This window comes from Photobacterium sp. TY1-4 (assembly GCF_025398175.1).
In the GTDB taxonomy this organism is placed as follows: domain Bacteria; phylum Pseudomonadota; class Gammaproteobacteria; order Enterobacterales; family Vibrionaceae; genus Photobacterium.
The window spans coordinates 461,679-484,257 of the sequence record NZ_CP099734.1; the positions used below are offsets into that span (position 1 = coordinate 461,679).

Consider the following 22,579-nt stretch of genomic DNA (forward strand, 5'->3'; position numbering starts at 1 on the left):
GCGTCATGAACCGATTGAATCTGGCGGCTTCTCTGGTCGCTGCCGTTGTCGCTGCGCCGTCCGTTGCGGCGCCGCACCTGGATTATCCTCAGCAGATGCCGGCGATTGGCTCTGTGGCAGAAGCGAAAGCTTATGTGCAGTCCCGCTATCCGCATACCGAGACTTTGGTCCACCGCTATACCCGTCATAGCTTGCTGGGGACCCACTATAACTTCGTGCAGCAGAATACAGACGGCCAGCCTTGTGAAGGCGCGGTTGTGGTGACCACGGATCAGGATGGCGTGCTGCATAGGGTGTTTCATACGCTGGTGGACAATCCGGCGTCCTGCTCCCTGAATCAGCCGCTGCCGCCGCGTGCTCACCGGCTGGCGGTGCCGCCTGCCGGTGAGGTTGTTCAAACTCAGATGCAGGTATTCGATCCGGATCCACGTACCGCCGTCGGCTGGTCCATTGAAGGTGAGCACAGCAATGTCGCTGAAATCACCATTCCGGCTGAAGCTTACCAGCGTGTTTCCGGAGTTGATGTCACCCGCAGTGACGGCCAGCTCTATCTGGCCAATTCGCGGGTGGTCGCGGTGGACTTTACCGAGATGCATGCGCTGGATCTGGGGCCGCAGCAGGGGGTGGTCACCGTACAGGCCGGGGACGGGTTTGATTTTACCCGCCAGGAGTCTGCGTTTCGCGATGTGAACGCCTTCTATCACTTAGATCATGCATTGCAGTATCTCGAACAATTGGGGTTTGTCGCCGATAAAGCCCTGTTCACTGTCCCGCTGAGAATTGATGCCCAGGGTCAAAGCACCAACAACTCCACCTACCTGAGCGATGTCGGGATGCTGGCGATGGGCGTCGGCGGGGTACCGGATAGTGAAGATGCCGATGTCGTGCTGCATGAGTTTGGCCATGCGATCAACGACAAGCTGGTGCCGGACTGGAAGGGGGGCGACAGCGAGGCCATCGGCGAAGGATTCGGTGACTACTGGGCCGGGGCATACAGCTTCTGGGTGCAGCGCGATCGCAGCACTCCCTTTGAACTGGATGTGTTTGCCAACTGGGACGGGGCTGCCGGGGCGAATAAGTCGATGCGCTCGCTCAATGACACCGAAGCCCGCTATTACCCGGAGATGGACTACCGGGCTCATGTCTCTGTTTACGGGACGCTGAGCGATCAGTTGTGGTCGACGCCGTTGTTCCAGACTCTGAAGCAGGGCGTGGCGATTTATGGCAACGGCGCATTTGACGAATTCAACCGGATCGTGCTGGAAGGGATGGCCGGGATGGGTTTCGGCATGAAAATGTCTGATCTGGCGCGCTCAACCGTTGATGCCGCGCAGCGCCTGTATCCGAATAAGGATTATGCCCGCCTGTTAGCCGCACGATTTAAGCAGCATGGGATTTTGCGTGATGTTGTGGTGCTGGCCCAGCATGATTCGGCAGTGACGCTCCCGACAGTGCAATCTGAAGCCCAGGCCGCAACTCTGACAGCAACCCTGGTCAACACCACCGATCAGCCATTGGAGAGTTACCGGGCCGAGTTGGCAATCCCAGCTGTCGGCTGGCACCGGGTGATCAGTCAGGAATCCATTGCCGCAGGCGCGCAACAGTCCATTCAAGCAGAATTGCCGCAGCCTTCGACCCTGCAGTGCGGGGAGCGCTTCGAGATGACGGCTGGCGTTGAAGTCCGCCATGATGCCAGCCAACGTGCGCAGTACAGCCAGCAGCAACTGACCTTCACCTACGGTCAGCCGGTGCTCTCACTGCCGCTGCAACAATCAGCCCGTCCTCTGGCTGATGCCCGACAAATCGATGAGAGCAGAATAGTTCTGGGTGAATCCTTGTCCGCGTTTAAAGCCGGGGATGCAAGCGGAGTCGTGGACGATGACTTTGCGGTGCACCTGTCTCTGAGCCATCCGCGGTTTGCTGAGCTGAAAGTGGTGCTACGGGCGCCTTCCGGTGCTGGTGTGAGCCTGATGGATTACCAGGATCATCCGCTATCTGACTTTAGCCATACCCTGACCCTGGCCAATACGCCCAAGCTGGCGACATTGCGCGGAGAGCCGCTGGCGGGGAACTGGATCCTTGAGATCACTGACCGGGTTGTCGGGTCGAGTGGTCAGCTACATCGTTGGGGGATCGGCCATGTGACCGGTTATCAGTGCGGCGAACACCAGGATACGCCGGTAACACCGACCACGAGTCAACCCGATGGTTCGGCGGGAGATTCAGGATCATCCGGTGGCGCTGCCGGATGGCTCAGCCTGTTGGCCGGTTTGGTCATCGGCGTCTTCAGACGCAAATCAAATCACATTAATACAATAGAGATAGCCTGATGAGAAAGTTTCAACTTGCGATGCTGCCGGTTGCGCTGACGGTTGCCCTGAGCGGCTGTAACAGTTCCAGCTCGGATTCGGCAACAAATGATGCCAGCTTTTTAAACTATGACGTTTCCGGTGAAGTGACTTCAACGGCGGTGCAGGTCCCGTATACGGTTTGCGCCGATATCAACCGTGACTGGGCGTGTGGCAGCAATGAGCCTGCGCTCAATGCCGAGCAATATCGTTTTACGCTCTCCAGTCCGGATATCCGGGTGACCACATCTCCTTTGGTGGTGAAGGCAAGCCTGTCCGCCGTGACCAAATCCGGCGCGAATGCTGAAGTGCTTCTGGCAGCGCCGGCTGCGATGGATAACGCCCATACCCTGATCAACGGTATTACAACGTTGGTGGTCGGGGAGATGCTGATCGGCTCCAGCCGGGAAATTGCCGTAGCGACGGTGACGGCAAACCTGAAGGCACTGGGGTTGGCACTGCCAGCGGATATTATGCACGACAGCAACCAGGCTGCTCTGGCTAAAATGGATTTGCAAATACTTCAGACCCTGACGGCACTGGCTGGAAGCGACCTGTCTTACGGGCAAGTGGTGGCCGGGATGGCCCGGGGCCTCAAGCTTTACGGTCAGGATATTCTTGACGGTACGCTGGAAAAAAGCCAACTGGAACATATGCAGGCGCTTGGCAAAGTCGCCTATAAGCCACTCAACGATACCGGTCTGACGCAACACCTGAACCTGGCTGCCGGCGGGATGGATACCCAAGCTGATCCGGATGCACCGGGTCAGGATGCCAGCTACGGCCTGGATGTGACGGACGGCGGATTCAAGCTAACCAAACTGGATGCGACCGGGACGCCGTTGGCTGAGGACAGCACAACCTGGGACTGTGTGAAAGATGAGCGCACGGGGTTGATCTGGGAAGTGAAGGCGGATGATCCGGCATCTTACCGCGATAAACACCGCCTGTTTGCCTATGAAAGCGAGACGCTCAAGCCTCATGCCGATGATCTGGCCCTGGCGTCCTGCCAGACCGATGGCGTTGGTGTTTGTACCACTCTGGAATATGCCAACAAGCTCAATACGTCCGGCTATTGCGGCAAAACCAACTGGCGGGTCCCGACGATGAACGAGCAGTTTGACCTGCTGGACTTTGGGGAAAGCGCCACAGACGAGGCCGGAAATACCTATGGTCTGCCGGCGAAGTACTTTAACGATCAATACATAGGCCATCCGGATTTGGCCTACGGCTATTACTGGTCATCGACTTTGCTGCGGACTGACCCGGGTTATACCTCCGGCCAAGCGATTGCTCACCTGACCCAAATGACCGTCAAGGACGGGACCGGGTTGGGGGAAATCACGGCTTATTACGCGCTATGTGCGCAAGGGCAGGCGTGTGATTCTCCAAACGCATTAACACTCCGTATGGTTGCAGAATAAGGGATCTAAGATGTTGAAAAAAGCACTACTTGCCGTGACTTGCTCTGTGTTGATGGCCGGCAATGCCGCCGCAAGCCTACAGAGTTGTTACAACGATTTGCCAAACAGCGCCCCGGATATTCGCTTTCAGGATAATGGCAACGGGACGGTGACTGATCTGCAGACCAAGCTGATCTGGCGTCGATGCCTGCTGGGCATGACCTGGAATACGACCACACAGCAGTGTGATGGTGAGCCAAGCGTGTATAGCTGGAAGCAGGCGCTGTTTCAAACAGCGCTGAACTATCAGGATACCGCTGACGGCGGCAAGTCCTGGCGGGTGCCGAATATCAAAGAGCTGGTGAGTCTGCGTGAAGTCGCCTGCATCTCTCCGGCGTTGAACCTCAAAGCGTTTCCTGGCTTGTTTCGGGAGGACGCGGATAAGTGGGAGATGAACAGAACGGTCTGGTCGGCAACGCCTCATGCACAGAGCCAGACGATTCTGACCTTTGGTCTGAATGACGGCATGACAACGCATTTTGGTCCACAAGACGTTGAGCTGGGGGTGTTGCTGGTCAAAGACGGCCAGTGATCACGCCGTAGTTTGAAACCGCACTGAGAATACCGCAGCACGACTGCGGTATTTTTTTCACCTTGATGTCGAGAGCAGGGCGGAGGGTTTGCGGGTAAATTTGCGAGTAAAAAACAGGTATAAAAAAAGCCTCGTCTTTCGACAAGGCTTTCAAAGTGGCTCCCCCTGCTGGACTTGAACCAGCGACATACGGATTAACAGTCCGCCGTTCTACCGACTGAACTAAGGGGGAATTGTTTGTTACTGTGTTGCTATCGTGATGAGCACCACATTGTAAAATGGTGCCTCGAGGCGGAATCGAACCACCGACACGAGGATTTTCAATCCTCTGCTCTACCGACTGAGCTATCGAGGCAAATGGTGCCGACTACCGGAATCGAACTGGTGACCTACTGATTACAAGTCAGTTGCTCTACCTACTGAGCTAAGTCGGCACACAAATTTGGCTCCCCCTGCTGGACTTGAACCAGCGACATACGGATTAACAGTCCGCCGTTCTACCGACTGAACTAAGGGGGAATTGTTTGTTACTGTGTTGCTATCGTGATGAGCACCACATTGTAAAATGGTGCCTCGAGGCGGAATCGAACCACCGACACGAGGATTTTCAATCCTCTGCTCTACCGACTGAGCTATCGAGGCAAATGGTGCCGACTACCGGAATCGAACTGGTGACCTACTGATTACAAGTCAGTTGCTCTACCTACTGAGCTAAGTCGGCACACAAATTTGGCTCCCCCTGCTGGACTTGAACCAGCGACATACGGATTAACAGTCCGCCGTTCTACCGACTGAACTAAGGGGGAATTGTTTGTTACTGTGTTGCTATCGTGATGAGCACCACATTGTAAAATGGTGCCTCGAGGCGGAATCGAACCACCGACACGAGGATTTTCAATCCTCTGCTCTACCGACTGAGCTATCGAGGCAACGGAGCGCTATTAAACGGTTTTTCGCCCTTGGCGTCAACCTCTTTTTTCACAAAAATGACCGCTTGCTCGCTTTTTGTACATGCGGGTAGGTTTACGCTATTTCATTGTCATTTCATCAGATTTTGCCGCGATTGAATTCCTGTTGGAACTTGGTCACTTTCTGCAAATAGCGGCGCGCTTCCGCTTTGGGGTGCTTGTTGGTCAGTGCCCAGTAAACCTGATTCGGTTGTAACTGGTTGAGATCCTGCATAGCGCGTTTGCGGTCGGTGTGGAATGTTCTCAACACCCCGCCGGTGCCACCGTTGTAAGCCGAGATCATGCTGTAGTGGAGTGACAGGGGATCGCGGACGGCCTTGAGGTAGCGGTTGCGCAGAATATAGAAATACGCGGTGCCGGTATCGATATTTCTGGCTGGATCGAACAGGTATTGCGGGGACGGCTGACCGGATTTGTTCTTCACGAGCTTAAATACGTCCGCCCCGGCCGTGTTGGGGACCACCTGCATCAGTCCATAGGCGTTGGCGTGGCTCACCGCATACGGGTTGAAACTGCTTTCGGTTTTGATGATCGCGTAGATCAGATCCTCAGGGATCCCGTAACGACGGGAGGCATCCCGGACAATATTGGCATACTTATAGCTTCGCTTGTTGACGTGATCAGCCACCATGGGGATCTCGACATAGTAGGCCTGCTGGTAGCGGACCTGGCGTTTTTGGAGCCGGGTGGCGATCAGGTGATCGGCAAACTGGTTGGCCCGCCAGGACCATTCAATCGGCTGTTTATCCTGATCCAGCACCTGACCGTAGAGAAACGGCTTGCCGTTGAATTCAATCCCCGAATCTGAGTAGAGATCGACGCCGGCCGGATCATCCGGGGTCAGCAGGGTGGTGGTGATGGCTTCTTTGAGATGCTTTTCGGGCTCGGTGGTGGCGACGGTTTCAACAACGATCACCCCGCGAACGAAATCGACATGGGCCCGGCTTTGGTAGCCGTCGGTATATTTCACATACTGGCGTTTGCCGGCCACCAGATTGTCATCGTCGCCCCAGTAACGGTGCACCTGGCCGCTGAAGCTGTCCATCAGGCGGTCTAAGGCGGCGGCATCTTTGGTAAACTGGCCGGGTAGGGGCGCCAGGTTTTTGGCAAAACGGTTGGTGGTGCCGTAGTCGACATCGTAAATATTTTCGACAAATTCTCGGCTGCAGCCGCTAAGCATCAGCAGTGATAAAATGAGGGCGCGTTTTTTCATAATCCCCGGAAAGAAAAATGACATCACTTGTTGGGCACAAATGATGTCATTTTCTGGCACTTAGCGTAAGTGTTTTTCACCCGAAAGCGGGGAAAGCGTGAGATGCTGGCTTATTTCTCGCTTGGCGGCGTGTAGCCGTCGATCACCACATCCTGGCCTTCGAACAGGAACTTCACCATTTCGGTTTCCAGCAGCTTGCGGTGCTCCGGATCCATCATGTTCAGTTTCTTTTCATTGATCAGCATGGTTTGCTTGCCTTGCCACTCAGCCCAGGCTTCTTTGGAAATGTTGTCGAAAATACGCTTGCCCAGCTCGCCCGGATACAGTTGAAAATCCAGACCATCCGCTTCTTTTTTCAGGCGGGCGCAAAATACGGTACGGCTCATCGGGTGGCTCCTTCAGTTAAATCTTCATGAATACGGCTCCATTTATACCAGAGAGCCGCTTGGGCTGCCAGATTTCCCCGGGGCGGGGCGCCGAGCCATGAACGGATGTGCGTTCGCCGGGCCCAGTCATGGACTGAGCCCAAGATGTCGGGGTTGGCGACTATGTTCTTGACGGCGTATTGCGGGTCAGGAACTTGCGGATTGGGGTCGGCAGACCCAGTTCATCGCAGGCTTCGAACGGAAACCATTGCTGGTTGTCCGTTTGTTCGCCTAAGCGGTCGACGTGCCAGACTTTGGCATCGAGCTTATAGTGGGTAAAGGTGTGCTTAAAGCTGCCTTTGAGCCGGACATGATCACCGAGCTGTTCGGGCTCGAGGTGAATTTGCGGCAGGCACCAGAGGGCGCCCCAAATCCCATTGTCGGCCCGTTTTTCCAGCAGTAGTTTGCCATCGGATTCAATCCACAGAAACTGTCCGGCCCGGGTCGGGATGGTTTTCTTCGGCTTCGGGGTCGGCAGCTGATCGACCCGGTTGCTCTGATAGGCGATGCACTCCGGCTGGAAACTGCAGTCATCACAGATCGGATTTTTCGGCTTGCAGACCGTCGCGCCCATATCGAGCAGCCCCTGGGCAAAGGCCCGGTTGTTTTCCGTTGGGGTAAAGGTTTCGGCCAGGTGCCAGAGGGTTTTATCGACCTGGGTCGTGCCCGGTACGCCCTCGATGCCGAAAAAGCGGCAGAACAGGCGCTTGACGTTGCCATCGACAATTGGGCCATAGGCGTTGTAAGCAAAGGAGGCAATGGCCCCGGCGGTATAGCGGCCGACGCCCGGGATTTTCAGCAGGCTCTCAAGCTGATCCGGAAACTGACCGCCGCATTCTTCGGTAATGTACAGGGCCGCTTTACGCAGATTGCGGGCCCGGGAGTAATAACCCAGGCCCTGCCAGTGATTCATCACTTCATCTTCCGTGGCGGTTGCCAGGGCCTCAATGGTCGGGAAACTGGCCATCCAGCGCTCGAAGTAGGGGATCACCGTGGCGACCTGGGTTTGCTGGAGCATAATTTCAGACACTAGCACCCGATACGGGGTCGGGTCCTGCTGCCAGGGGAGATCGTGGCGGCCGTGGGTCCGCTGCCAGGTGATGAGTCGTTGTTGAAAGCTGGTCGGTGTCAAAGGCGGGTGCATCATAAATATACTTCTTTGAATTGCTCACTTTACGGGCCGCCTGGGAGCGTGCCATGATGATGTTGGTTATCATTTTTGCTGCTGATTGCACCATAATCTGAGGGCGGTCGCAAACGATAGACTTGCACTCGGCGCGTATCTTTGGATAATGCCGACGCTTAGTTTTTATTCTTTTCTAGTTTAGGTAATACGATGAGCGAAGTTTCTAAAGCCTCTGGCGAAGTCACCCTGTCTGAATTTAACGAAGACGGTAAGCTAATCCGTAAAATTCGCAGCTTTGTTCGTCGCGAAGGTCGTTTGACCAAAGGCCAGGAAGCGGCCATGGAGAACAATTGGCCGGCGATGGGGATCGACTTTGCTCAACAGATGCTGGACTGGAAGGAAGTCTTTCATCGTGAAGCGCCGGTGGTGCTGGAAATCGGCTTTGGTATGGGTGCTTCTCTGGTTGAAATGGCGAAAAATGCCCCGGAGAAAAACTTCATCGGGATTGAAGTTCACAGCCCGGGCGTTGGTGCTTGTCTGATGGGCGCCGAAGAGGCCGAGCTGACCAACCTGCGCGTGATGTGTCACGATGCGGTTGAAGTGTTTGATTACATGATCCCGGACGGCAGCCTGGACACAGTACAGCTGTTCTTCCCGGACCCATGGCACAAAGCGCGTCACCACAAACGCCGTATTGTTCAGCCTGAATTTGTGGAAATGGTGCGCAAGAAGCTGAAAATCGGTGGTATCTTCCACATGGCGACGGACTGGGAAAATTACGCCGAGCACATGGTGGAAGTGATGAATGCCGCACCGGGTTATGAGAACACCGCCACTGACGGCGATTATATCCCGCGTCCGGACGAGCGTCCGTTGACCAAGTTTGAAGCGCGCGGCCACCGTCTGGGCCACGGCGTCTGGGATATGAAGTTCGCACGAACTGAGTAATCCCCCTTTTCAGGCCGGGCGGATGTCCGCGCCGGCCGTTATCAATCAGAATCCAGAAAGCCAGCCTCGTGTTGGCTTTTTTACCCTTGGAGAACATGAATGAAGCCGACAGAAGCATTGCTCAATGACATTCTGGATGAAGTCCGGCCGTTGATTGGTCAGGGCAAGGTCGCGGATTATATCCCGGCGCTGGCCAATGTCCCGGCCGACAAGCTGGGGATTGCCGTGTGCTATAACGATGGCGAAATCATCCAGGCCGGTGATAGCGAAGAAGGCTTCTCGATTCAGTCGATCTCCAAGGTGTTGAGCCTGACCCTGGCCATGACCCTGTATGAGCCACAGGAAATCTGGCAGCGGGTCGGCAAAGAGCCATCCGGCCATGCGTTCAACTCGATGATCCAGCTGGAGCTGGAAAACGGCATTCCGCGTAACCCGTTTATCAATGCCGGTGCCCTGGTGGTGTCGGACCTGCTGCACAGCCGCCTGTCGGCACCGCAGTACCGGATGCTGGAGCTGGTGCGCGAACTGTCGGGCGCCCTGCATGTTGTTTATGACAAAGACGTCGCCAACTCGGAAATGCAGCACAGCGATCGTAATGCCTCGATTGCCTACCTGATGCGCTCGTTCGGCAATTTCGAAAATGAGGTGATGCCGGTGCTGACCAACTACTTTAGCTACTGTGCGCTGAAAATGAGCTGTGTCGATCTGGCGCGGACCTTCAGTTACCTGGCCAATAAAGGGCTTCCTTTGGGCGCAAAAAAATCGATCATCAGCCAGACTCAGAGTAAGCAGATCAATGCCCTGCTGGCGACCTGCGGCCTGTATGACGGTGCCGGTGAGTTTGCCTACCGGGTCGGGATGCCGGGTAAATCCGGCGTCGGTGGCGGGATCATTGCCGTGGTGCCGGGGGAAATGACCATTGCCGTGTGGTCACCGGAGCTGGATCCGTCCGGCAACTCCCTGGCCGGGACCGCCGCGTTGGAGCTGCTGGCCGAGCGGATCGGCCGCTCGATTTTCTAAGCCAAGCGATGAGGCAGGGCATCGCTTTTGATTGAAGGGGATGCCTATGTTTGGTTGTGACTGGTTCGGTTGTAACCGGCGTGACACGCTGGAGAGGAAGAGGCCAGGGCGCAATGCGCTGGCTTTCTGTTTCATCGCAGCGCTGTGTTTACCCACTCAAGCAACAGCGCAAAACCAGTCTCAAATTCAAATTCAAGCGGAAGATCAGACTCAGCCTTGCCAGCCGCAGTGGCTCAATTCGGTGAGCCTGCAGGACGGTACCTTAACCCTGGCGATGGCCGGGGATCGTTTTAAGGTTGAGTCCGACGGCCAGCTCTATTACGACGTGCATAAAGTCCGGCTGAGCGCCCAGCAGATGGACGTGCTGTCTGACTACCATCAATTCATGCAGCAAGAACTTCCCTATGTCTTGTCCCACTCGCAGCGGGTAGATGACCGACTGTGTCAGCATCTGGTGATACGCCGGGCCAAAGAGCTGGCGATCCAGCGCCAGATCCCGGCCCTGAAGCACTGGCAGAGCGTCAGCCTGGTGTCGCAGAGGTCACAGAGCGAACCCTAAAAGAACGCCTGATGCGGTGCATCAGGCGTTCTTTTGTTGTGGCAGGGTAGGTTGTTTAGTCTTCGTCGACGAATGCGGCCAGCAGATCGTTGAGGAAGAGTTTACCGTGCTCGGTGATCTGCCATTCATCGCCTCGATCGGCCAGATAGTTCTGGGCCAGCGCCCAATGGATTGAGGCGTCAATCGCGCTGAGCGGTAAGCCGGTCCGCTCGACAAAGTCCTGTTTCGGACAGGCTTCCAGCAGGCGGAAACGGTTCATGAAGAACTCAAACGGCCGCTCGTTGTTTGCTACCTGGGTTTGCTGATCCAGATAGGGCTTTTGCGGGTTGAGATAGCCGCGCGGGTGCTTCACCTTGACTGTTCGGGTGATGGTGCCGTCGGCAAAGCTGATCTTGCCGTGGGCACCGCAGCCAATGCCTAAATAATCGCCGAAGCGCCAGTAGTTGAGGTTATGGCGGCACCGCACGCCGGGCTTGCTGTAGCCGGAGATCTCATACTGGACATAGCCGGCTTCACGCAGCAGTTGGTGGCCCTGCTCGAAAATATCCCACAGATCATCATCATCCGGCAGCGTTGGCGGCTTGGAGTAGAACAGAGTGTTCGGCTCGATGGTCAGCTGGTACCACGACAGGTGCGGCGGATCCAGCGCAATGGCCTGCTTGAGATCAGACAGCGCATCGTCAATCGACTGATCCGGCAGCCCGTGCATCAGGTCGAGGTTAAAGCTGTTCAGACCCGCTTCCTGTGCCAGCTGCGCGGCGCGCACGGCTTCACGGCTGCCGTGGATCCGGCCCAGGCGCTTGAGTTTGTCGTCCTGGAAGCTCTGGATCCCGATTGAGATCCGGTTCACCCCGACTGCCCGGTAAGCTTTGAACCGATCGGCTTCCACCGTGCCCGGGTTGGCTTCCATGGTGATTTCAATATTGTCGGCAAACGGGATCCGAACCTGGATTTCGCGCAGCAGGCGGCCGATCTCTTCCGGGGAGATCAGGCTTGGCGTCCCGCCGCCAATAAAGATGGAGTGGAGCGGCCGGTTGCCGTTGGCCAGCCGGTATGCGGCCAGATCGGTGTCCAGATCATCGAGCAGGGCATCAATGTAGTCCAGCTCCGGGATATCTGCTTTGAGCGCGTGCGAGTTGAAATCGCAATACGGGCATTTCTGCACGCACCACGGAATGTGGACGTACAGGCTCAGGGGGGGCGGGACTAGCATCAGGCGTCCTTCAGGGCGGCGAACAGTTGTTGCAGCGCCTTGCCGCGGTGCGACAGTTGCTTCTTGCGCGCCGGCTCAAGTTCGGCAGAGGCACATTGGTCTTCCGGCACCCAGAACACCGGATCATAGCCGAAGCCGTTTTCGCCGTGCGCCTCGGTCAGGATGCGGCCTTCCCAGGTGCCGTGGCAAACCAGCGGAGTTGGGTCGTTTTCATGGCGCATCATTACCAGCACGCAGTGGAAGCGGGCGGTACGCTCGGCTTCCGGAACTCCGTCCATTTCGGCCAGCAGTTTGTTGAGGTTATCCAGATCGGAAGCATTCTCACCGGCAAAGCGCGCGGAATAGATCCCCGGTGCGCCTTGAAGAAAGTCGACCTCCAGGCCCGAGTCGTCGGCAATCGCCGGCAGGCCGGTTTCTTTCGCGGCATGACGAGCTTTGATAATGGCGTTTTCGATAAAGGTGGTGCCGGTTTCGGCCACTGAAGAAACCTGGTAGTCACTCTGGGCAACCACATCGAAGCCGAAATCGGCCAACAGGCTTGCCATCTCTTTTACTTTGCCCTGGTTTCCCGTGGCCAGTACTAGTTTGCTCATCGCTATCCTCGCAGCGTCTGTATCGTCGTGGGGCGCTATGATAAACCCAATTGTACCGTGTCACCAGCCTGCCATCGGCGTGCAGCGGAGCGGGGGGAAATGGCAGGAGCCGGCTGGCTCCTTAACCGGTTGTTAATCGACGAAGAAGGTCTGTTTGAAGGCGATCTGGCCGCTGTTGCCGCCCTGGAACACATCAATGGTAAAGGTGAAGCTTTCTTCATTGGCGTGGCTGAGTTCGGCAATATAGTAAATGGCATCGCCTTCGCGAATTTCACGGAACGAGAGAGTGCGGATGGTGCCCAGCAGGTTTTTGGCCTCGCCGGACACGGTGGCGGTGATTGCCGGTTTATCCGCCTGGGCGGTATCGAGCACCGTGATATTGACCACGGCCGAGTAGCGGCTGCGCTGGATCCGGTAGGCATTAGCAATCTCCGGGGTCAGGAAGGTCGATGGAAAGCTTGAATAGTGCACTTCCAGATCACCGATTTTGGTCACTTGTTCGGCTTGTGCCGGCAGGGCCGTCAACAAGAGCAAAGCGAGGCTGAATAACCATTTCATTGTGATATCTCCAAGAGAAATTAGGGCTTTTGGCAACCCGATAGCATTATTGTCGGTCAGTTTTGGGTGATTCACCACAAGGAATGTCGGGGGGTATTCCATCGCCGTGGCAAAGTGCTGCCAGTGTAGCGGATTTTTAAATGCTTGTTTTAAATCGGATTGAAAAGGGAGATGTTCATCGCGGTGGAAGCGCGGCCGGACGCAGCTGCCCGGCCGGGGAATTAGTGGATCAGGGTTTCAATTACGGTTGGGATCTCGCGCGGGGATTCGATGCGGACCTGTTTGTGGCGTCCCAGCTCTCCTTTTTCGATCGCCACCTGGCCCTTGGCTACTTTGAACTGTTTGGCCAGGTATTTGGTCAGGTGCGCGTTGGCTTTCCCGTCCACCGGCGGGGCGGTGATGGCGACTTTGAGTTCGTCGCCATGCAGGCCAACCAGCTGGTCGCGGCTGGCCTTGGGCTGGATGTAGAGCCGGAGGATCAGATCCTCACCGTCCCGGGAAACCGCATGCTGACTCATAGCTGGTGCCAGATCGGACCGATCAGATCGCCCATCAGGAAGTTGGCAAACTGCAGGCCGATGAACAGCACCAGAACGCTCAGATCCAGGCCGCCCATCGCCGGGATAAAGCGACGGATCGGCGCAGTCATCGGCTCGGTCAACTGGTGCATCACGTATTCAACCGGACTGCGGCCCTGGCTGACCCAGCTCAGGATGGCACGCAGCAGCAGCACCCAGAACAGCAGGCCACCGGCCGCTTTGAGCATCGACAGGCCGCCGACCCAGAGGAAATCAGGGCTGAAAGCCAATGCGCCGCCGGTCAGGACCAGTTGCAGGGTGATGAATTTTGCAATACTCAGCACATAGGCAAACACCAGCGTTGCCAGATCGAGCGAGCCGATTGACGGGATCACCCGGCGCAGCGGGCCCACCACAGGTTGGGTGGCTTTGACGACAAACTGGGAGAACGGGTTATAGAAGTCGGCCCGGGCCCACTGGAGCCAGATCCGTAGCAGCACAACCATGATGTAGAGATCAAACAGGGTGTTGACCAAAAAACCGAGTGAATTCATAACGTAACCTTAAAATAATTTTTCCATTTCTTCAGCGCGGGCGATGGCTGCACGCATTGCTTTTGCTACGATATCACCAAGTTGATGTTCGTTAAACGTGCGCAGGGCTTCTGCAGTGGTTCCGCCTTTCGAAGTGACCTGCTCGCGCAGGGTCGACAGCTCGGTGTCCGGGTTGGCGACGACCATCGCCGCGGCACCGTTGGCGGCCTGCTGGACCAGCTGGCGGGCGGTCTGCGGATCAAATCCCTGGCGGATCGCTTCGGCTTGCATCGCTTCCATAAACAGGAAGAAGTAGGCAGGCGCACTGCCGGCTGCGGCAATCACGCCATTAATCCCGGATTCTTCTTCAACCCAGCAGACTTCGCCGACGGCTTTCATCAAATCCTCGGCAAACTGTTTGTCAGCCGCTGGGACCGTCGCCGGGGCGTACATGCCGCTCATCCCTTTACCGAGCAGCGATGGGGTGTTTGGCATCACCCGAACCAGCGTCAGCTCGGTATTGAGCATCTCGTTGAAGCGCTGGGCGGAGATCCCGGCGGCAATCGAGATCACCAGCTTGCCGGCAAAGTTAATCGCCTGGAGCGGACGGCAGACCTCTGCCATCAGTTGTGGTTTGACGGCCAGGACGATCACATCCGCCTGCTCGGTAGCCCGGAGGTTATCATCGGTGGTGTGGATCCCGTAATCACGGGCCAGCGGCTCCCGACGGGCCGGGCTGGGGGCCGTGGCGGTGATTTTGTCCGGCGCGTAGCCGCTGTGAACCAGACCGGCGATGATGGAGCGGGCCATATTTCCGGCCCCGATGAAGGCGATTGAACGTTGTTCCATGTCTAATCCTTAGTTAAATCCTGAATATTTACGCTTGGGCGTTGCTGTAATCACGCGCCCCGAAAATAGCGGTGCCGATCCGGACGATGGTACTGCCGGCGGCGATGGCCGCTTCCATATCGCCACTCATTCCCATCGACAGGGTATCGAGCTGCGGGTGTTTGGCCTGTAATTTTTGCTGTGCGTCGGCCAGGGCGCGAAAGGCCGAGAGCTGGCTGTCATAATCTTCTGCTTTTTGTGGGATCGACATTAACCCGCGCAGCACCAAGTTGGGCAGCGCGGCGATGTCATCGGCCAGGGCCGCCAGCTCGTCAAAACGGATCCCGGATTTACTGGCTTCGCCGCTGGTGTTGACCTGCAGTAAGACATTGAGCGGCGGCAGGTGCGCCGGTCGCTGCTCGCTGAGTCGGCGGGCGATCTTGAGCCGATCGACGGAGTGGACCCAATCGAAATGCTCGGCAATCGGGCGGGTTTTGTTGGACTGGATCGGGCCGATGAAATGCCAGCTCAGCTGCGCTGCTTGTGGATGATCGGCAAAATGCTGAATTTTGTCGACGCCTTCCTGCACATAGTTTTCACCAAAAGCGAGCTGCCCTGCGGCGATGGCCTCGTCGATAGCGGCAATCGGCTTGGTTTTACTGACGGCCAGCAACTGGACGGAATTCGCGGTCCGGCCGCATTTTTCAGAGGCCGCTGTTATCTCAGAGATGACCTGTTCAATGTTTTGTTTGATACTACTCATAATTGATTCTGTAGGAAAAATTAATGGATATCACCGAACTACTGGACTTTAGTGTAAAGCATAATGCCTCCGATCTGCACCTTTCTGCCGGAGTGCCGCCGATGATTCGGGTGGATGGCGATGTCAGAAAGCTCAGCCTGCCGGAACTGGAGCATGGGGAAGTGCACCGGTTGGTGTTTGATATTATGACCGACGCCCAACGCCGGGAGTTTGAAGAGAAGCTGGAAGTGGACTTCTCGTTCGAGCTGCCGCAGGTCGGCCGCTTCCGGGTCAACGCCTTTCACCAGTCGCGCGGCTGCGCGGCGGTGTTCCGGACCATTCCGGTCCAGGTGCCGTCCTTGAGCTCACTCAATGTCCCTGACATCTTTTATCGCATTGCCCAGTGCCAGCGCGGCCTGGTTCTGGTGACCGGTGCGACGGGCTCGGGGAAATCGACCACGATCGCAGCGCTGGTCGATTACATCAATGAAAATTTTAACCGTCATATTCTGACCATTGAAGATCCGGTGGAATTTGTCCATCACGGCAAACGTTGCCTGGTGAACCAGCGCGAGGTTCATCGCGATACCCACAGCTTCCACCAGGCATTGCGCTCGGCGCTGCGGGAAGATCCGGATGTGATTGTGGTCGGTGAGCTGCGCGATCAGGAAACCATCAGCCTGGCGCTGACGGCGGCTGAAACCGGCCACCTGGTGCTGGGGACGCTGCATACCAGCTCGGCGGCGAAAACCATTGACCGGATCATTGATGTGTTCCCGGGCAATGATAAGGCGATGGTGCGCTCGATGCTGTCGGAGTCGCTGCGGGCGGTGGTATCGCAGAACCTGCTCAAGTGTGTCACCGGCGGGCGGGTGGCGGCCCATGAAGTGATGATGGCAACCCCGGCGATCCGCAACCTGATCCGGGAAGATAAGGTGGCGCAGATGTACTCGATGATCCAGACCGGCTCTGCGCTGGGGATGCAGACCATGGAGCAGAGCGTCAAGATGCTGGTGGCCCAGGGGATTGTCGATGCCGAGGAAGGGCGCCGGATTGTCGACAGCGGCCAGTTGTAACGGAACGGAGAGGAAAGGGAACAGCATGACATTACAGCAGATCCTTGAAGAGATGGTGCGCTGCAAAGCCTCGGATCTCTATATTACGGTGGACTCGCCGGGCCTGCTTCGGGTTGACGGTCATTTGCATCCGGTCGGCGACGTGCTCGATCGCCGGGCGGTGGATGGGTTATTTGATGATGCGATGGACGATCAGCAGCAGCAGGAGTTTACGGCCACCAAGGAGGCGAACTTTGCCCTGGTGCGGGGAGAGCTGCGCTTTCGGATCAGTGCCTTCTGGCAGCGGGAAATGCCGGGGATGGTGATCCGCCGGATTGAAACGGAGATCCCGGATCTGCATGCGCTCAATCTGCCGATGGACATGCAAAAGATGGCCCTGGCCAAGCGAGGGCTGGTGCTGGTGGTCGGGGCCACCGGCTCGGGCAAATCGACCACCATGGCAGCGCTGACCGGCTATCGCAACAACAACCGCAGCGGTCATATTCTGACGGTGGAAGATCCGATTGAGTTCGTGCATAAGCACAAGCGTTGCATCGTCACCCAGCGCGAAGTCGGGCTGGATACCGAAAGCTACGATGTCGCGTTGAAAAATTCCTTGCGCCAGGCGCCGGATATGATCCTGATCGGTGAGATCCGGACACCGGAGACCATGGAGTACGCGATGAACTTCGCCGAAACCGGCCACCTGTGCATGGCGACCCTGCATGCCAACAACGCCAATCAGGCGCTGGAGCGGATCCTACACTTAGTGCCGAAAGAGCGACGGGAGCAGTTCCTGTTTGATTTGTCCCTGAACCTGAAATGTATTCTGGCCCAGCAGTTGATCCCGGATGCCAAGGGGATCGGGCGTCACGGTGCGTTCGAGTTGTTGCTCAATACGCCGCGGATCGCCGATTTGATCCGTCGCGGCGAGCTGCACGAGATAAAGGAAGCGATGGCGAAATCGACCGAGTCGGGCATGATGACCTTTGATCAGTCGCTGTTCGAGCTGTTTAGCCAGGGCAAAATTACCGAGCAGGACGCGCTGCACCATGCCGATTCGGCCAATGATTTACGTCTGATGATCAAAGTCGGCAGCAAGACCCAGCAGGCCAAAAACGCGCTTGATGGCGTGACCATTGATATGCGATAGCGCGTCTTTTTCAATTTTCCTATCACCAGACAAAAGCTTTAGGGTTAGGATGACCCTAAATCTTTTTTTACTGTTCAATGTTCACAACTCATTGATAAAAAAGAAGTTAACCTTGTGGTGAAATCAAGCGGTGCAGCTTGATGAGCTTTTGGGTTCCAGAAGTCCAAAAGCTGTACATGCTGATCAGACCCCGGATCTTCCGGGATCGCCGGATCGCGTGGCAAGTGTTCTTGAAATCCGGGGCCTTTTTGCTGTTATTGACGGGAAAAGCTGTACAGGGTGGCGAGTAAGGGTCAGAGGCGAGCGATTGGGATGTTTGGCCCTTGGCGGCCGGCTCGCCTCTGGTGACGGCGCTGACGGTTCATCAGCCGTATTGTTGTTCAAACCAGCTTTCGAGGATCACCACGGCGGACTGGGAGTCGATATTGCCTTTGCTCAGGTTGCGGTAGCCGCCCCGATCAAATAAATCGGCCCGGGCCTCTGCGGTGCTGAGGCGCTCATCATGCAGCTCGACCGGGCAGCCGAAACGGCCGTGCAGGCGGTTGGCAAACTTTTTGGCGCGCGGGGTAATGGCTTCGAGTTCACCGCCGTGGAGATCCAGCGGCAGGCCAACCACCACCAAATCCGGTTGCCATTCCTTTAACAGTTTCTCGATGGCTTCCCAGCTCGGGATCCCATCTCTGGCTTTCAGGGCGGCCAGCGGGGTCGCGGTGCCGGTCAGCTCCTGGCCGATGGCAACGCCAATACTGGTGGTGCCGTAATCAAATGCTAATACGCTGCGTGAATGGCTCATGCATGTCCTGCTTGTGTTGAAAGGTGAGCGGCGTTGATGCCGAGTTGTGCGACAGCTTTGCCCCAGCGCTCACTGATTGGGGTATTAAAGACCACCTCCGGATCGGCTTCCGTGGTCAGCCAGGTGTTTTCGGCCAGCTCCTGCTCAAGCTGTCCGGCATTCCAGCCGGCATAGCCGAGGGCGACCAGAAATTTTTCCGGTGCTTTGCTGGTGCCCAGCAACGCCAAGATATCTTTGGATGTGGTGACGGAGAGTTGCTCGGTAATATCGATGCTGGAGCTGAAGTCCTCATCCTGCTGATGCAGGTGCAACACAAAGCCCCGATCACCGGAGACCGGTCCGCCGTTAAACACAGGTTGCTCCAGGCTGGCCGGGTTTTTCAGCGGTAAATCGCGCTCGACGTCAATTTGATCCAGCATGTTGCCGACGGAAATATCAATCGGCAGATTGATCACCAGCCCCATCGCCCCTTCTTCATTGTGCTCGCAGATATAGACGACGCTTCCTTTGAAGTTCGGATCCTGCATGCTGGGCATGGCGACCAGAAAATGATTCGTCAGATTCATGAGTGTGCCCTTACAACCTATCCTGTTACTTACAGTATGCCGACTAATCGCCGGAAATGGTATGGAATGGAAAAGTTCAGCGGCGGTCTCCCGACCGCCGTGAATGCTTCCGACACGGGCTTGCCGGACCGGAAGCGGTATGGGAGTGTCAGGCCTTGACCATGCGTTCGATGGCATCCATCAGCTTACCGGTGATTGAAATATCAAAGGCGGCTTCAATCTCGCGGATACAGGTCGGGCTGGTGACATTGATTTCCGTGAGCTTGTCGCCAATCACGTCCAGGCCGACGAAGATCAGGCCTTTTTCTTTCAGTACCGGTGCGACGGCTTCAGCGATTTGGCGATCGGTGTCGCTGATCGGACGGGCTTCTCCGCGACCACCGGCAGCCAGGTTACCGCGGGTCTCGCCTTTGGCCGGGATCCGGGCCAGGCAGTACGGCATCGGCTCGCCGTCGACGACCAGAATTCGCTTATCACCGTTAGTGATATCCGGGACGAACGTTTGTGCCATGCAGTAGTGCTGGCCGTGGTTGGTCAGGGTTTCGATGATCACCGAGACGTTCGGATCGCCCTGCATCACGCGGAAAATTGAAGAGCCGCCCATGCCGTCCAGCGGTTTGAGGATCACATCGCCGTGCTCTTGCTGGAATGCCTTGATCTTGGCCGCGCTGCGGGTGACTACTGTGGTCGGCGTCAGTTCCGGGAACCAGGCGGTGAACAGTTTTTCGTTACAATCGCGCAGGCTTTGCGGTTTGTTCACGATTAGGGCACCTTCCTGCTCGGCGCGCTCGAGGATATAGGTGGCGTAGATGTATTCGGTATCGAACGGCGGATCCTTACGCATCAGCACGGCATCCAGTTCGGACAGGGCAATTTCCTGCTCGTTGTGGAATTCATACCAGCCGTTCGGATCTTCTTTCAGGCTCACGGTGCGGGTACGGGCCACGGCTTTGCCTTGCTCCAGTGACAGGTCATTCATTTCCATGTAATGAATTTCCCAGCCCCGGCGCTGCGCTTCCAGCAACATGGCGAAGCTGGAGTCTTTCTTGATATTGATGGACGCGATTGGATCCATCACGATACCCAGTTTGATCATAGGTTTCTCCTAAATGTGTTTTCCCTGAGGGTTAGCCGAGGTCGCCGAAGCGTACTTGCAGGGCGGTAATGGCCGTCATTGCCGTGGTCTCGGTGCGCAGCACACGCGGGCCGAGTAGGATTTCACTGAATTGATATTGCTCGGTCATCGCAATTTCTTCGCCGGACAGGCCACCTTCCGGGCCGATCAGCAGGCGGACCTTGGTGACCGGCGCTGGCAGGGTATTGATGCTGTAGCTGGCACGCGGATGCAGGTTTAGCTTCAGGCCATCGTATTCTTCTGCACACCAATCTTCCAGTTTCATGATCGGGCGGATTTCCGGCACGGTATTGCGGCCGCACTGTTCGCAGGCACTGATGGCGATTTTCTGCCATTGCGCCAGTTTCTTGTCAAAGCGATCGGCATTAAGCTTCACGCCACAGCGCTCCGAGATCAGCGGAGTAATGGTGTTCACTCCCAGCTCGACCGATTTCTGGATGGTAAATTCCATCTTTTCGCCCCGTGAAACCACCTGACCGAGGTGGATATCCAGCGGCGATTCGACGCTGTGCGCGTTGCGGCCCTGGATTTCGACTTCAACGCTTTTCTTGCTGGCGAGGGTGATCACTGCCGGGAACTCGGCATCGCTGCCGTCAAACAGCACCAGTTCCTGACCGGTTTGCATGCGCATGACGCGGCCAACATGGTTGGCAGCATCGTCGCTGAGCAGGACGTTGCCTTGGGCCGGCAATGGCTCGGGATGAAAAATACGGGGGATTCTCATGGCTATTTTAATAACCTGCTTGGGTTTTTGATTGGCTGCATTATATCAATACAGAGCTGATAGACACTACATGGTTGCCGCGGGGGGAAAATACAAGGCAAGGCCGGTAATTTTGTCCGGCAGCCGACGGGCAGGCTGCCGGAGAGAGGGGGGTCAGCGGCCTTGGGCCTGACAGGCACGCAACACATACGGATTGTGGCTGCGCTGTACCTTGGCGATGCGGCGGTCGCGCTCACATTCCCAGTCCGAGACCGGATGCTGGCGATCCCAGGCTTCCATCAGCTGGCGTTGCTGACGGGAGAGACGGAACGGATAGGTGTCGCTCATGTACAGGTAAATCCGGGCAATTTGTCCGCGAGCGCCCGCGGGCGGATCGGCCCGGCGGGATTGGAAGTCGATTTTCATCGCGCACTGGCCGTAATAGGCGCCGAGTTGATTGTTCCACGGCATAAAGCTGAAATTGGAACGGTCGCCGTTCACTTCGCCGATCGTCGGGGTCAGGTTATGCAAGTCGGCTTCCATGGTGCGAAACGCGGCGTTTTTCCGGCAGTTCTTCCGGCCGCCGTCCTGCCAGCATTGGAGCTGGTGGCCGAATTGCCAGGCCGGCACCACGTGTTCCCATTCAATCCGGCTGGCGCGCTGGGGTTGCTTGCGGATCTGATAGCCGCAACTTTCCAGATCGGGCACCCCTTTCTTGCCTTGCCAGTCAATGGCGCAGCCACAGTAAAAACTGACGGGATGATCCCGGTAAATCTGTACGGCAATTTTTTTTGCTTTGCTGAATGAGGCGGGCGGTGCGGCCAGCGCAACCGCAGGGGTGAGCAAGGCGAACAGCAGCACCTTGATAGAAAACTTCATAAATGGCCTTATCAATAGTAATTATCTGATAAGACTATCACTGATGATGATTTTTAGAAGTATCTCACACGGCTGCGGTATCTCCGGCAGACGCGACCGGAGTGATGTGAAGCGGGTTGCATTTTATAGAGCCTGCAGCGGCTGGCGGCAGGTGTGGCAGTGGTAGATCGCTTGCTGGCGACGGATTTTATTATGGCGGCGGACGGTAAGCTGGTGCTCCTGGCATTGACAGCGATAGCGGAACGTTTGGCCTTGAACCGATTGGATATCAAAGCTGTGGGTGGTTCTGGCCGGAATACCAAACACCTCGGTCATCACCGCTTGCCACTCTTTGCCATGGGGGCGGACTTTGCCGAAGCGATGAAAGGTCACCAGGTGGGCGATTTCATGTGGCACCACTTCATCGAGAAAGGCTTGCGGGTTTTCTGCCAGCAACACCGGGTTGAAGCGAACTTCCCAGCTTTGCAGCCGGGCACTACCGGCAATTTTCCCCCGTTGCCGGAAACTGACCACCGGCAGGGGCAGGTTAAGATGCAACTGCTGGTTGGCCCGGGCAATACACTGGGCAACGCGGGCGTTAATTTGGGACTGAAGCTGGGATTGGAGCGATGTCATGGCGAAAACTGGGTTGCGCGTGAAAGGCTTAGTATAAAAGGCGCGGCAATAAAAAAGGAAGCCGCAGCTTCCTTTTTCTGTCTGTTGCGAGCG

The 22,579-nt window shown here is 56.6% G+C and carries 24 protein-coding genes and 8 tRNA genes; 8 read left to right on the forward strand and 24 right to left on the reverse strand.

The genetic code is table 11. The annotated features are described in order from the left end of the window. Positions 1 to 5 precede the first annotated feature (5 nt). From NH461_RS02235 to NH461_RS02245, 3 genes are read left to right on the forward strand one after another with little or no spacing between them, the layout of a single operon-like run. Complete coding sequence (locus NH461_RS02235; RefSeq protein ID WP_261601713.1) at positions 6 to 2,330, forward strand: proprotein convertase P-domain-containing protein; 2,325 nt, start codon at positions 6 to 8, stop codon at positions 2,328 to 2,330. After that, positions 2,330 to 3,772 (forward strand): DUF1566 domain-containing protein, encoded by a 1,443-nt coding sequence (locus NH461_RS02240; protein ID WP_261601714.1) that lies wholly within the window; start codon positions 2,330 to 2,332, stop codon positions 3,770 to 3,772. Before NH461_RS02235 ends, NH461_RS02240 begins: the two co-directional genes overlap by 1 nt. A gap of 10 nt (positions 3,773 to 3,782) precedes the next feature. Then, entirely contained in the window at positions 3,783 to 4,343 is a 561-nt protein-coding gene (locus tag NH461_RS02245) for a DUF1566 domain-containing protein (RefSeq protein WP_261601715.1), read from the forward strand. A gap of 156 nt (positions 4,344 to 4,499) precedes the next feature. On the opposite strand, the gene NH461_RS02250 is transcribed toward NH461_RS02245, so the two are convergent. From NH461_RS02250 to mutY, 11 genes are all read right to left on the reverse strand, one after another. Continuing rightward, a tRNA-Asn gene (locus NH461_RS02250) sits at positions 4,500 to 4,575 on the reverse strand. A gap of 47 nt (positions 4,576 to 4,622) precedes the next feature. Beyond that, positions 4,623 to 4,698, reverse strand: a tRNA-Phe gene (locus NH461_RS02255). A 3-nt stretch (positions 4,699 to 4,701) separates the two neighbouring features. After that, a tRNA-Thr gene (locus NH461_RS02260) sits at positions 4,702 to 4,777 on the reverse strand. 9 nt (positions 4,778 to 4,786) lie between these two features. Next, positions 4,787 to 4,862: transfer RNA gene (locus tag NH461_RS02265), tRNA-Asn, on the reverse strand. A 47-nt stretch (positions 4,863 to 4,909) separates the two neighbouring features. Further along, a tRNA-Phe gene (locus NH461_RS02270) sits at positions 4,910 to 4,985 on the reverse strand. Between the two features lie 3 nt (positions 4,986 to 4,988). Beyond that, positions 4,989 to 5,064 (reverse strand) — tRNA-Thr (locus NH461_RS02275). A gap of 9 nt (positions 5,065 to 5,073) precedes the next feature. Then, positions 5,074 to 5,149, reverse strand: a tRNA-Asn gene (locus NH461_RS02280). A 47-nt stretch (positions 5,150 to 5,196) separates the two neighbouring features. Continuing rightward, a tRNA-Phe gene (locus tag NH461_RS02285) sits at positions 5,197 to 5,272 on the reverse strand. 118 nt (positions 5,273 to 5,390) lie between these two features. After that, the gene (gene mltC / locus NH461_RS02290) at positions 5,391 to 6,524 is read right to left on the reverse strand and encodes a membrane-bound lytic murein transglycosylase MltC (protein WP_261601716.1); all 1,134 of its coding nucleotides are present in this window, start codon (positions 6,522 to 6,524) and stop codon (positions 5,391 to 5,393) included. 110 nt (positions 6,525 to 6,634) lie between these two features. Then, positions 6,635 to 6,910, reverse strand: coding sequence for an oxidative damage protection protein (locus NH461_RS02295; protein WP_261601717.1), 276 nt, complete (start codon positions 6,908 to 6,910; stop codon positions 6,635 to 6,637). A 160-nt stretch (positions 6,911 to 7,070) separates the two neighbouring features. Next, positions 7,071 to 8,096 carry an A/G-specific adenine glycosylase gene (gene mutY, locus NH461_RS02300; protein WP_261601718.1) on the reverse strand — a complete coding sequence of 342 codons (1,026 nt, stop codon included), beginning with the start codon at positions 8,094 to 8,096 and terminating at the stop codon, positions 7,071 to 7,073. Between the two features lie 189 nt (positions 8,097 to 8,285). Here mutY and trmB point away from each other — a divergent pair, with 189 nt between their 5' ends. From trmB to NH461_RS02315, 3 genes are all read left to right on the forward strand, one after another. Continuing rightward, the gene (trmB, locus tag NH461_RS02305; RefSeq protein WP_261601719.1) at positions 8,286 to 9,023 is read left to right on the forward strand and encodes a tRNA (guanosine(46)-N7)-methyltransferase TrmB; all 738 of its coding nucleotides are present in this window, start codon (positions 8,286 to 8,288) and stop codon (positions 9,021 to 9,023) included. Between the two features lie 99 nt (positions 9,024 to 9,122). Further along, positions 9,123 to 10,043: a glutaminase B gene (gene glsB / locus NH461_RS02310; RefSeq protein WP_261601720.1), complete on the forward strand. Its 921-nt coding sequence runs from the start codon at positions 9,123 to 9,125 to the stop codon at positions 10,041 to 10,043. A 46-nt stretch (positions 10,044 to 10,089) separates the two neighbouring features. Further along, positions 10,090 to 10,602 carry a YggN family protein gene (locus NH461_RS02315; RefSeq protein WP_261601721.1) on the forward strand — a complete coding sequence of 171 codons (513 nt, stop codon included), beginning with the start codon at positions 10,090 to 10,092 and terminating at the stop codon, positions 10,600 to 10,602. 55 nt (positions 10,603 to 10,657) lie between these two features. On the opposite strand, the gene hemW is transcribed toward NH461_RS02315, so the two are convergent. The 7 genes from hemW to NH461_RS02350 form a co-directional block, all read right to left on the reverse strand. Continuing rightward, entirely contained in the window at positions 10,658 to 11,815 is a 1,158-nt protein-coding gene (hemW, locus tag NH461_RS02320) for a radical SAM family heme chaperone HemW (RefSeq protein ID WP_261601722.1), read from the reverse strand. Further along, positions 11,815 to 12,408 carry an XTP/dITP diphosphatase gene (locus NH461_RS02325; protein WP_261601723.1) on the reverse strand — a complete coding sequence of 198 codons (594 nt, stop codon included), beginning with the start codon at positions 12,406 to 12,408 and terminating at the stop codon, positions 11,815 to 11,817. The genes hemW and NH461_RS02325 overlap by 1 nt, the downstream gene beginning before the upstream one ends. A gap of 132 nt (positions 12,409 to 12,540) precedes the next feature. Further along, a complete protein-coding gene (locus NH461_RS02330; RefSeq protein ID WP_261601724.1) occupies positions 12,541 to 12,966 on the reverse strand; it encodes a DUF4426 domain-containing protein in 426 nt (141 codons plus the stop codon). 221 nt (positions 12,967 to 13,187) lie between these two features. Continuing rightward, positions 13,188 to 13,484, reverse strand: a complete 297-nt coding sequence (gene yggU, locus NH461_RS02335; RefSeq protein WP_261601725.1) for a DUF167 family protein YggU — start codon at positions 13,482 to 13,484, stop codon at positions 13,188 to 13,190. Further along, positions 13,481 to 14,038 carry a YggT family protein gene (locus tag NH461_RS02340; RefSeq protein WP_261601726.1) on the reverse strand — a complete coding sequence of 186 codons (558 nt, stop codon included), beginning with the start codon at positions 14,036 to 14,038 and terminating at the stop codon, positions 13,481 to 13,483. The genes yggU and NH461_RS02340 overlap by 4 nt, the downstream gene beginning before the upstream one ends. 9 nt (positions 14,039 to 14,047) lie before the next feature. Further along, entirely contained in the window at positions 14,048 to 14,866 is an 819-nt protein-coding gene (proC, locus tag NH461_RS02345) for a pyrroline-5-carboxylate reductase (RefSeq protein WP_261601727.1), read from the reverse strand. 28 nt (positions 14,867 to 14,894) lie between these two features. Further along, positions 14,895 to 15,608 carry a YggS family pyridoxal phosphate-dependent enzyme gene (locus NH461_RS02350; protein ID WP_261601728.1) on the reverse strand — a complete coding sequence of 238 codons (714 nt, stop codon included), beginning with the start codon at positions 15,606 to 15,608 and terminating at the stop codon, positions 14,895 to 14,897. A 23-nt stretch (positions 15,609 to 15,631) separates the two neighbouring features. Between NH461_RS02350 and NH461_RS02355 the strand changes: the two genes are divergently transcribed. Together NH461_RS02355 and NH461_RS02360 are read left to right on the forward strand one after the other, a co-directional pair. After that, positions 15,632 to 16,663, forward strand: coding sequence for a type IV pilus twitching motility protein PilT (locus NH461_RS02355; protein ID WP_261601729.1), 1,032 nt, complete (start codon positions 15,632 to 15,634; stop codon positions 16,661 to 16,663). A gap of 25 nt (positions 16,664 to 16,688) precedes the next feature. Further along, entirely contained in the window at positions 16,689 to 17,795 is a 1,107-nt protein-coding gene (locus NH461_RS02360; RefSeq protein ID WP_261601730.1) for a PilT/PilU family type 4a pilus ATPase, read from the forward strand. Between the two features lie 364 nt (positions 17,796 to 18,159). On the opposite strand, the gene ruvX is transcribed toward NH461_RS02360, so the two are convergent. The 6 genes from ruvX to NH461_RS02390 all read right to left on the reverse strand — a co-directional run bounded on the left by ruvX (position 18,160) and on the right by NH461_RS02390 (position 22,486). Next, positions 18,160 to 18,588, reverse strand: a complete 429-nt coding sequence (ruvX, locus tag NH461_RS02365; protein WP_261601731.1) for a Holliday junction resolvase RuvX — start codon at positions 18,586 to 18,588, stop codon at positions 18,160 to 18,162. Beyond that, positions 18,585 to 19,154 carry a YqgE/AlgH family protein gene (locus tag NH461_RS02370; protein ID WP_261601732.1) on the reverse strand — a complete coding sequence of 190 codons (570 nt, stop codon included), beginning with the start codon at positions 19,152 to 19,154 and terminating at the stop codon, positions 18,585 to 18,587. Before NH461_RS02370 ends, ruvX begins: the two co-directional genes overlap by 4 nt. A 148-nt stretch (positions 19,155 to 19,302) precedes the next feature. Beyond that, a complete protein-coding gene (gshB, locus tag NH461_RS02375; protein ID WP_261601733.1) occupies positions 19,303 to 20,250 on the reverse strand; it encodes a glutathione synthase in 948 nt (315 codons plus the stop codon). A gap of 31 nt (positions 20,251 to 20,281) precedes the next feature. Further along, on the reverse strand, positions 20,282 to 21,013 hold the full coding sequence (rsmE, locus tag NH461_RS02380; RefSeq protein WP_261601734.1) for a 16S rRNA (uracil(1498)-N(3))-methyltransferase: 732 nt from the start codon (positions 21,011 to 21,013) through the stop codon (positions 20,282 to 20,284). A gap of 153 nt (positions 21,014 to 21,166) precedes the next feature. Beyond that, positions 21,167 to 21,871 (reverse strand): deoxyribonuclease I, encoded by a 705-nt coding sequence (gene endA, locus NH461_RS02385; RefSeq protein WP_261601735.1) that lies wholly within the window; start codon positions 21,869 to 21,871, stop codon positions 21,167 to 21,169. A gap of 123 nt (positions 21,872 to 21,994) precedes the next feature. Next, positions 21,995 to 22,486 carry a SprT family zinc-dependent metalloprotease gene (locus NH461_RS02390; protein WP_261601736.1) on the reverse strand — a complete coding sequence of 164 codons (492 nt, stop codon included), beginning with the start codon at positions 22,484 to 22,486 and terminating at the stop codon, positions 21,995 to 21,997. Between the last annotated feature and the right edge of the window lie 93 nt (positions 22,487 to 22,579).

What these genes read in the sequence shown, in the direction of transcription:
- glsB (WP_261601720.1), top strand. Translation starts at nt 9,123, where the DNA reads ATGAAGCCGACAGAAGCATTGCTCAATGACATTCTGGATGAAGTCCGG.
- rsmE (WP_261601734.1), bottom strand. Translation starts at nt 21,013, where the DNA reads ATGAGAATCCCCCGTATTTTTCATCCCGAGCCATTGCCGGCCCAAGGC.
- NH461_RS02390 (WP_261601736.1), bottom strand. Translation starts at nt 22,486, where the DNA reads ATGACATCGCTCCAATCCCAGCTTCAGTCCCAAATTAACGCCCGCGTT.
- NH461_RS02235 (WP_261601713.1), top strand. Translation starts at nt 6, where the DNA reads ATGAACCGATTGAATCTGGCGGCTTCTCTGGTCGCTGCCGTTGTCGCT.
- NH461_RS02245 (WP_261601715.1), top strand. Translation starts at nt 3,783, where the DNA reads ATGTTGAAAAAAGCACTACTTGCCGTGACTTGCTCTGTGTTGATGGCC.
- NH461_RS02330 (WP_261601724.1), bottom strand. Translation starts at nt 12,966, where the DNA reads ATGAAATGGTTATTCAGCCTCGCTTTGCTCTTGTTGACGGCCCTGCCG.
- NH461_RS02350 (WP_261601728.1), bottom strand. Translation starts at nt 15,608, where the DNA reads ATGAGTAGTATCAAACAAAACATTGAACAGGTCATCTCTGAGATAACA.
- NH461_RS02240 (WP_261601714.1), top strand. Translation starts at nt 2,330, where the DNA reads ATGAGAAAGTTTCAACTTGCGATGCTGCCGGTTGCGCTGACGGTTGCC.
- mutY (WP_261601718.1), bottom strand. Translation starts at nt 8,096, where the DNA reads ATGATGCACCCGCCTTTGACACCGACCAGCTTTCAACAACGACTCATC.
- NH461_RS02325 (WP_261601723.1), bottom strand. Translation starts at nt 12,408, where the DNA reads ATGAGCAAACTAGTACTGGCCACGGGAAACCAGGGCAAAGTAAAAGAG.
- ruvX (WP_261601731.1), bottom strand. Translation starts at nt 18,588, where the DNA reads ATGAGCCATTCACGCAGCGTATTAGCATTTGATTACGGCACCACCAGT.
- proC (WP_261601727.1), bottom strand. Translation starts at nt 14,866, where the DNA reads ATGGAACAACGTTCAATCGCCTTCATCGGGGCCGGAAATATGGCCCGC.
- NH461_RS02370 (WP_261601732.1), bottom strand. Translation starts at nt 19,154, where the DNA reads ATGAATCTGACGAATCATTTTCTGGTCGCCATGCCCAGCATGCAGGAT.
- NH461_RS02360 (WP_261601730.1), top strand. Translation starts at nt 16,689, where the DNA reads ATGACATTACAGCAGATCCTTGAAGAGATGGTGCGCTGCAAAGCCTCG.
- endA (WP_261601735.1), bottom strand. Translation starts at nt 21,871, where the DNA reads ATGAAGTTTTCTATCAAGGTGCTGCTGTTCGCCTTGCTCACCCCTGCG.
- NH461_RS02355 (WP_261601729.1), top strand. Translation starts at nt 15,632, where the DNA reads ATGGATATCACCGAACTACTGGACTTTAGTGTAAAGCATAATGCCTCC.
- trmB (WP_261601719.1), top strand. Translation starts at nt 8,286, where the DNA reads ATGAGCGAAGTTTCTAAAGCCTCTGGCGAAGTCACCCTGTCTGAATTT.
- hemW (WP_261601722.1), bottom strand. Translation starts at nt 11,815, where the DNA reads ATGCTAGTCCCGCCCCCCCTGAGCCTGTACGTCCACATTCCGTGGTGC.
- yggU (WP_261601725.1), bottom strand. Translation starts at nt 13,484, where the DNA reads ATGAGTCAGCATGCGGTTTCCCGGGACGGTGAGGATCTGATCCTCCGG.
- gshB (WP_261601733.1), bottom strand. Translation starts at nt 20,250, where the DNA reads ATGATCAAACTGGGTATCGTGATGGATCCAATCGCGTCCATCAATATC.
- mltC (WP_261601716.1), bottom strand. Translation starts at nt 6,524, where the DNA reads ATGAAAAAACGCGCCCTCATTTTATCACTGCTGATGCTTAGCGGCTGC.
- NH461_RS02315 (WP_261601721.1), top strand. Translation starts at nt 10,090, where the DNA reads ATGTTTGGTTGTGACTGGTTCGGTTGTAACCGGCGTGACACGCTGGAG.
- NH461_RS02340 (WP_261601726.1), bottom strand. Translation starts at nt 14,038, where the DNA reads ATGAATTCACTCGGTTTTTTGGTCAACACCCTGTTTGATCTCTACATC.
- NH461_RS02295 (WP_261601717.1), bottom strand. Translation starts at nt 6,910, where the DNA reads ATGAGCCGTACCGTATTTTGCGCCCGCCTGAAAAAAGAAGCGGATGGT.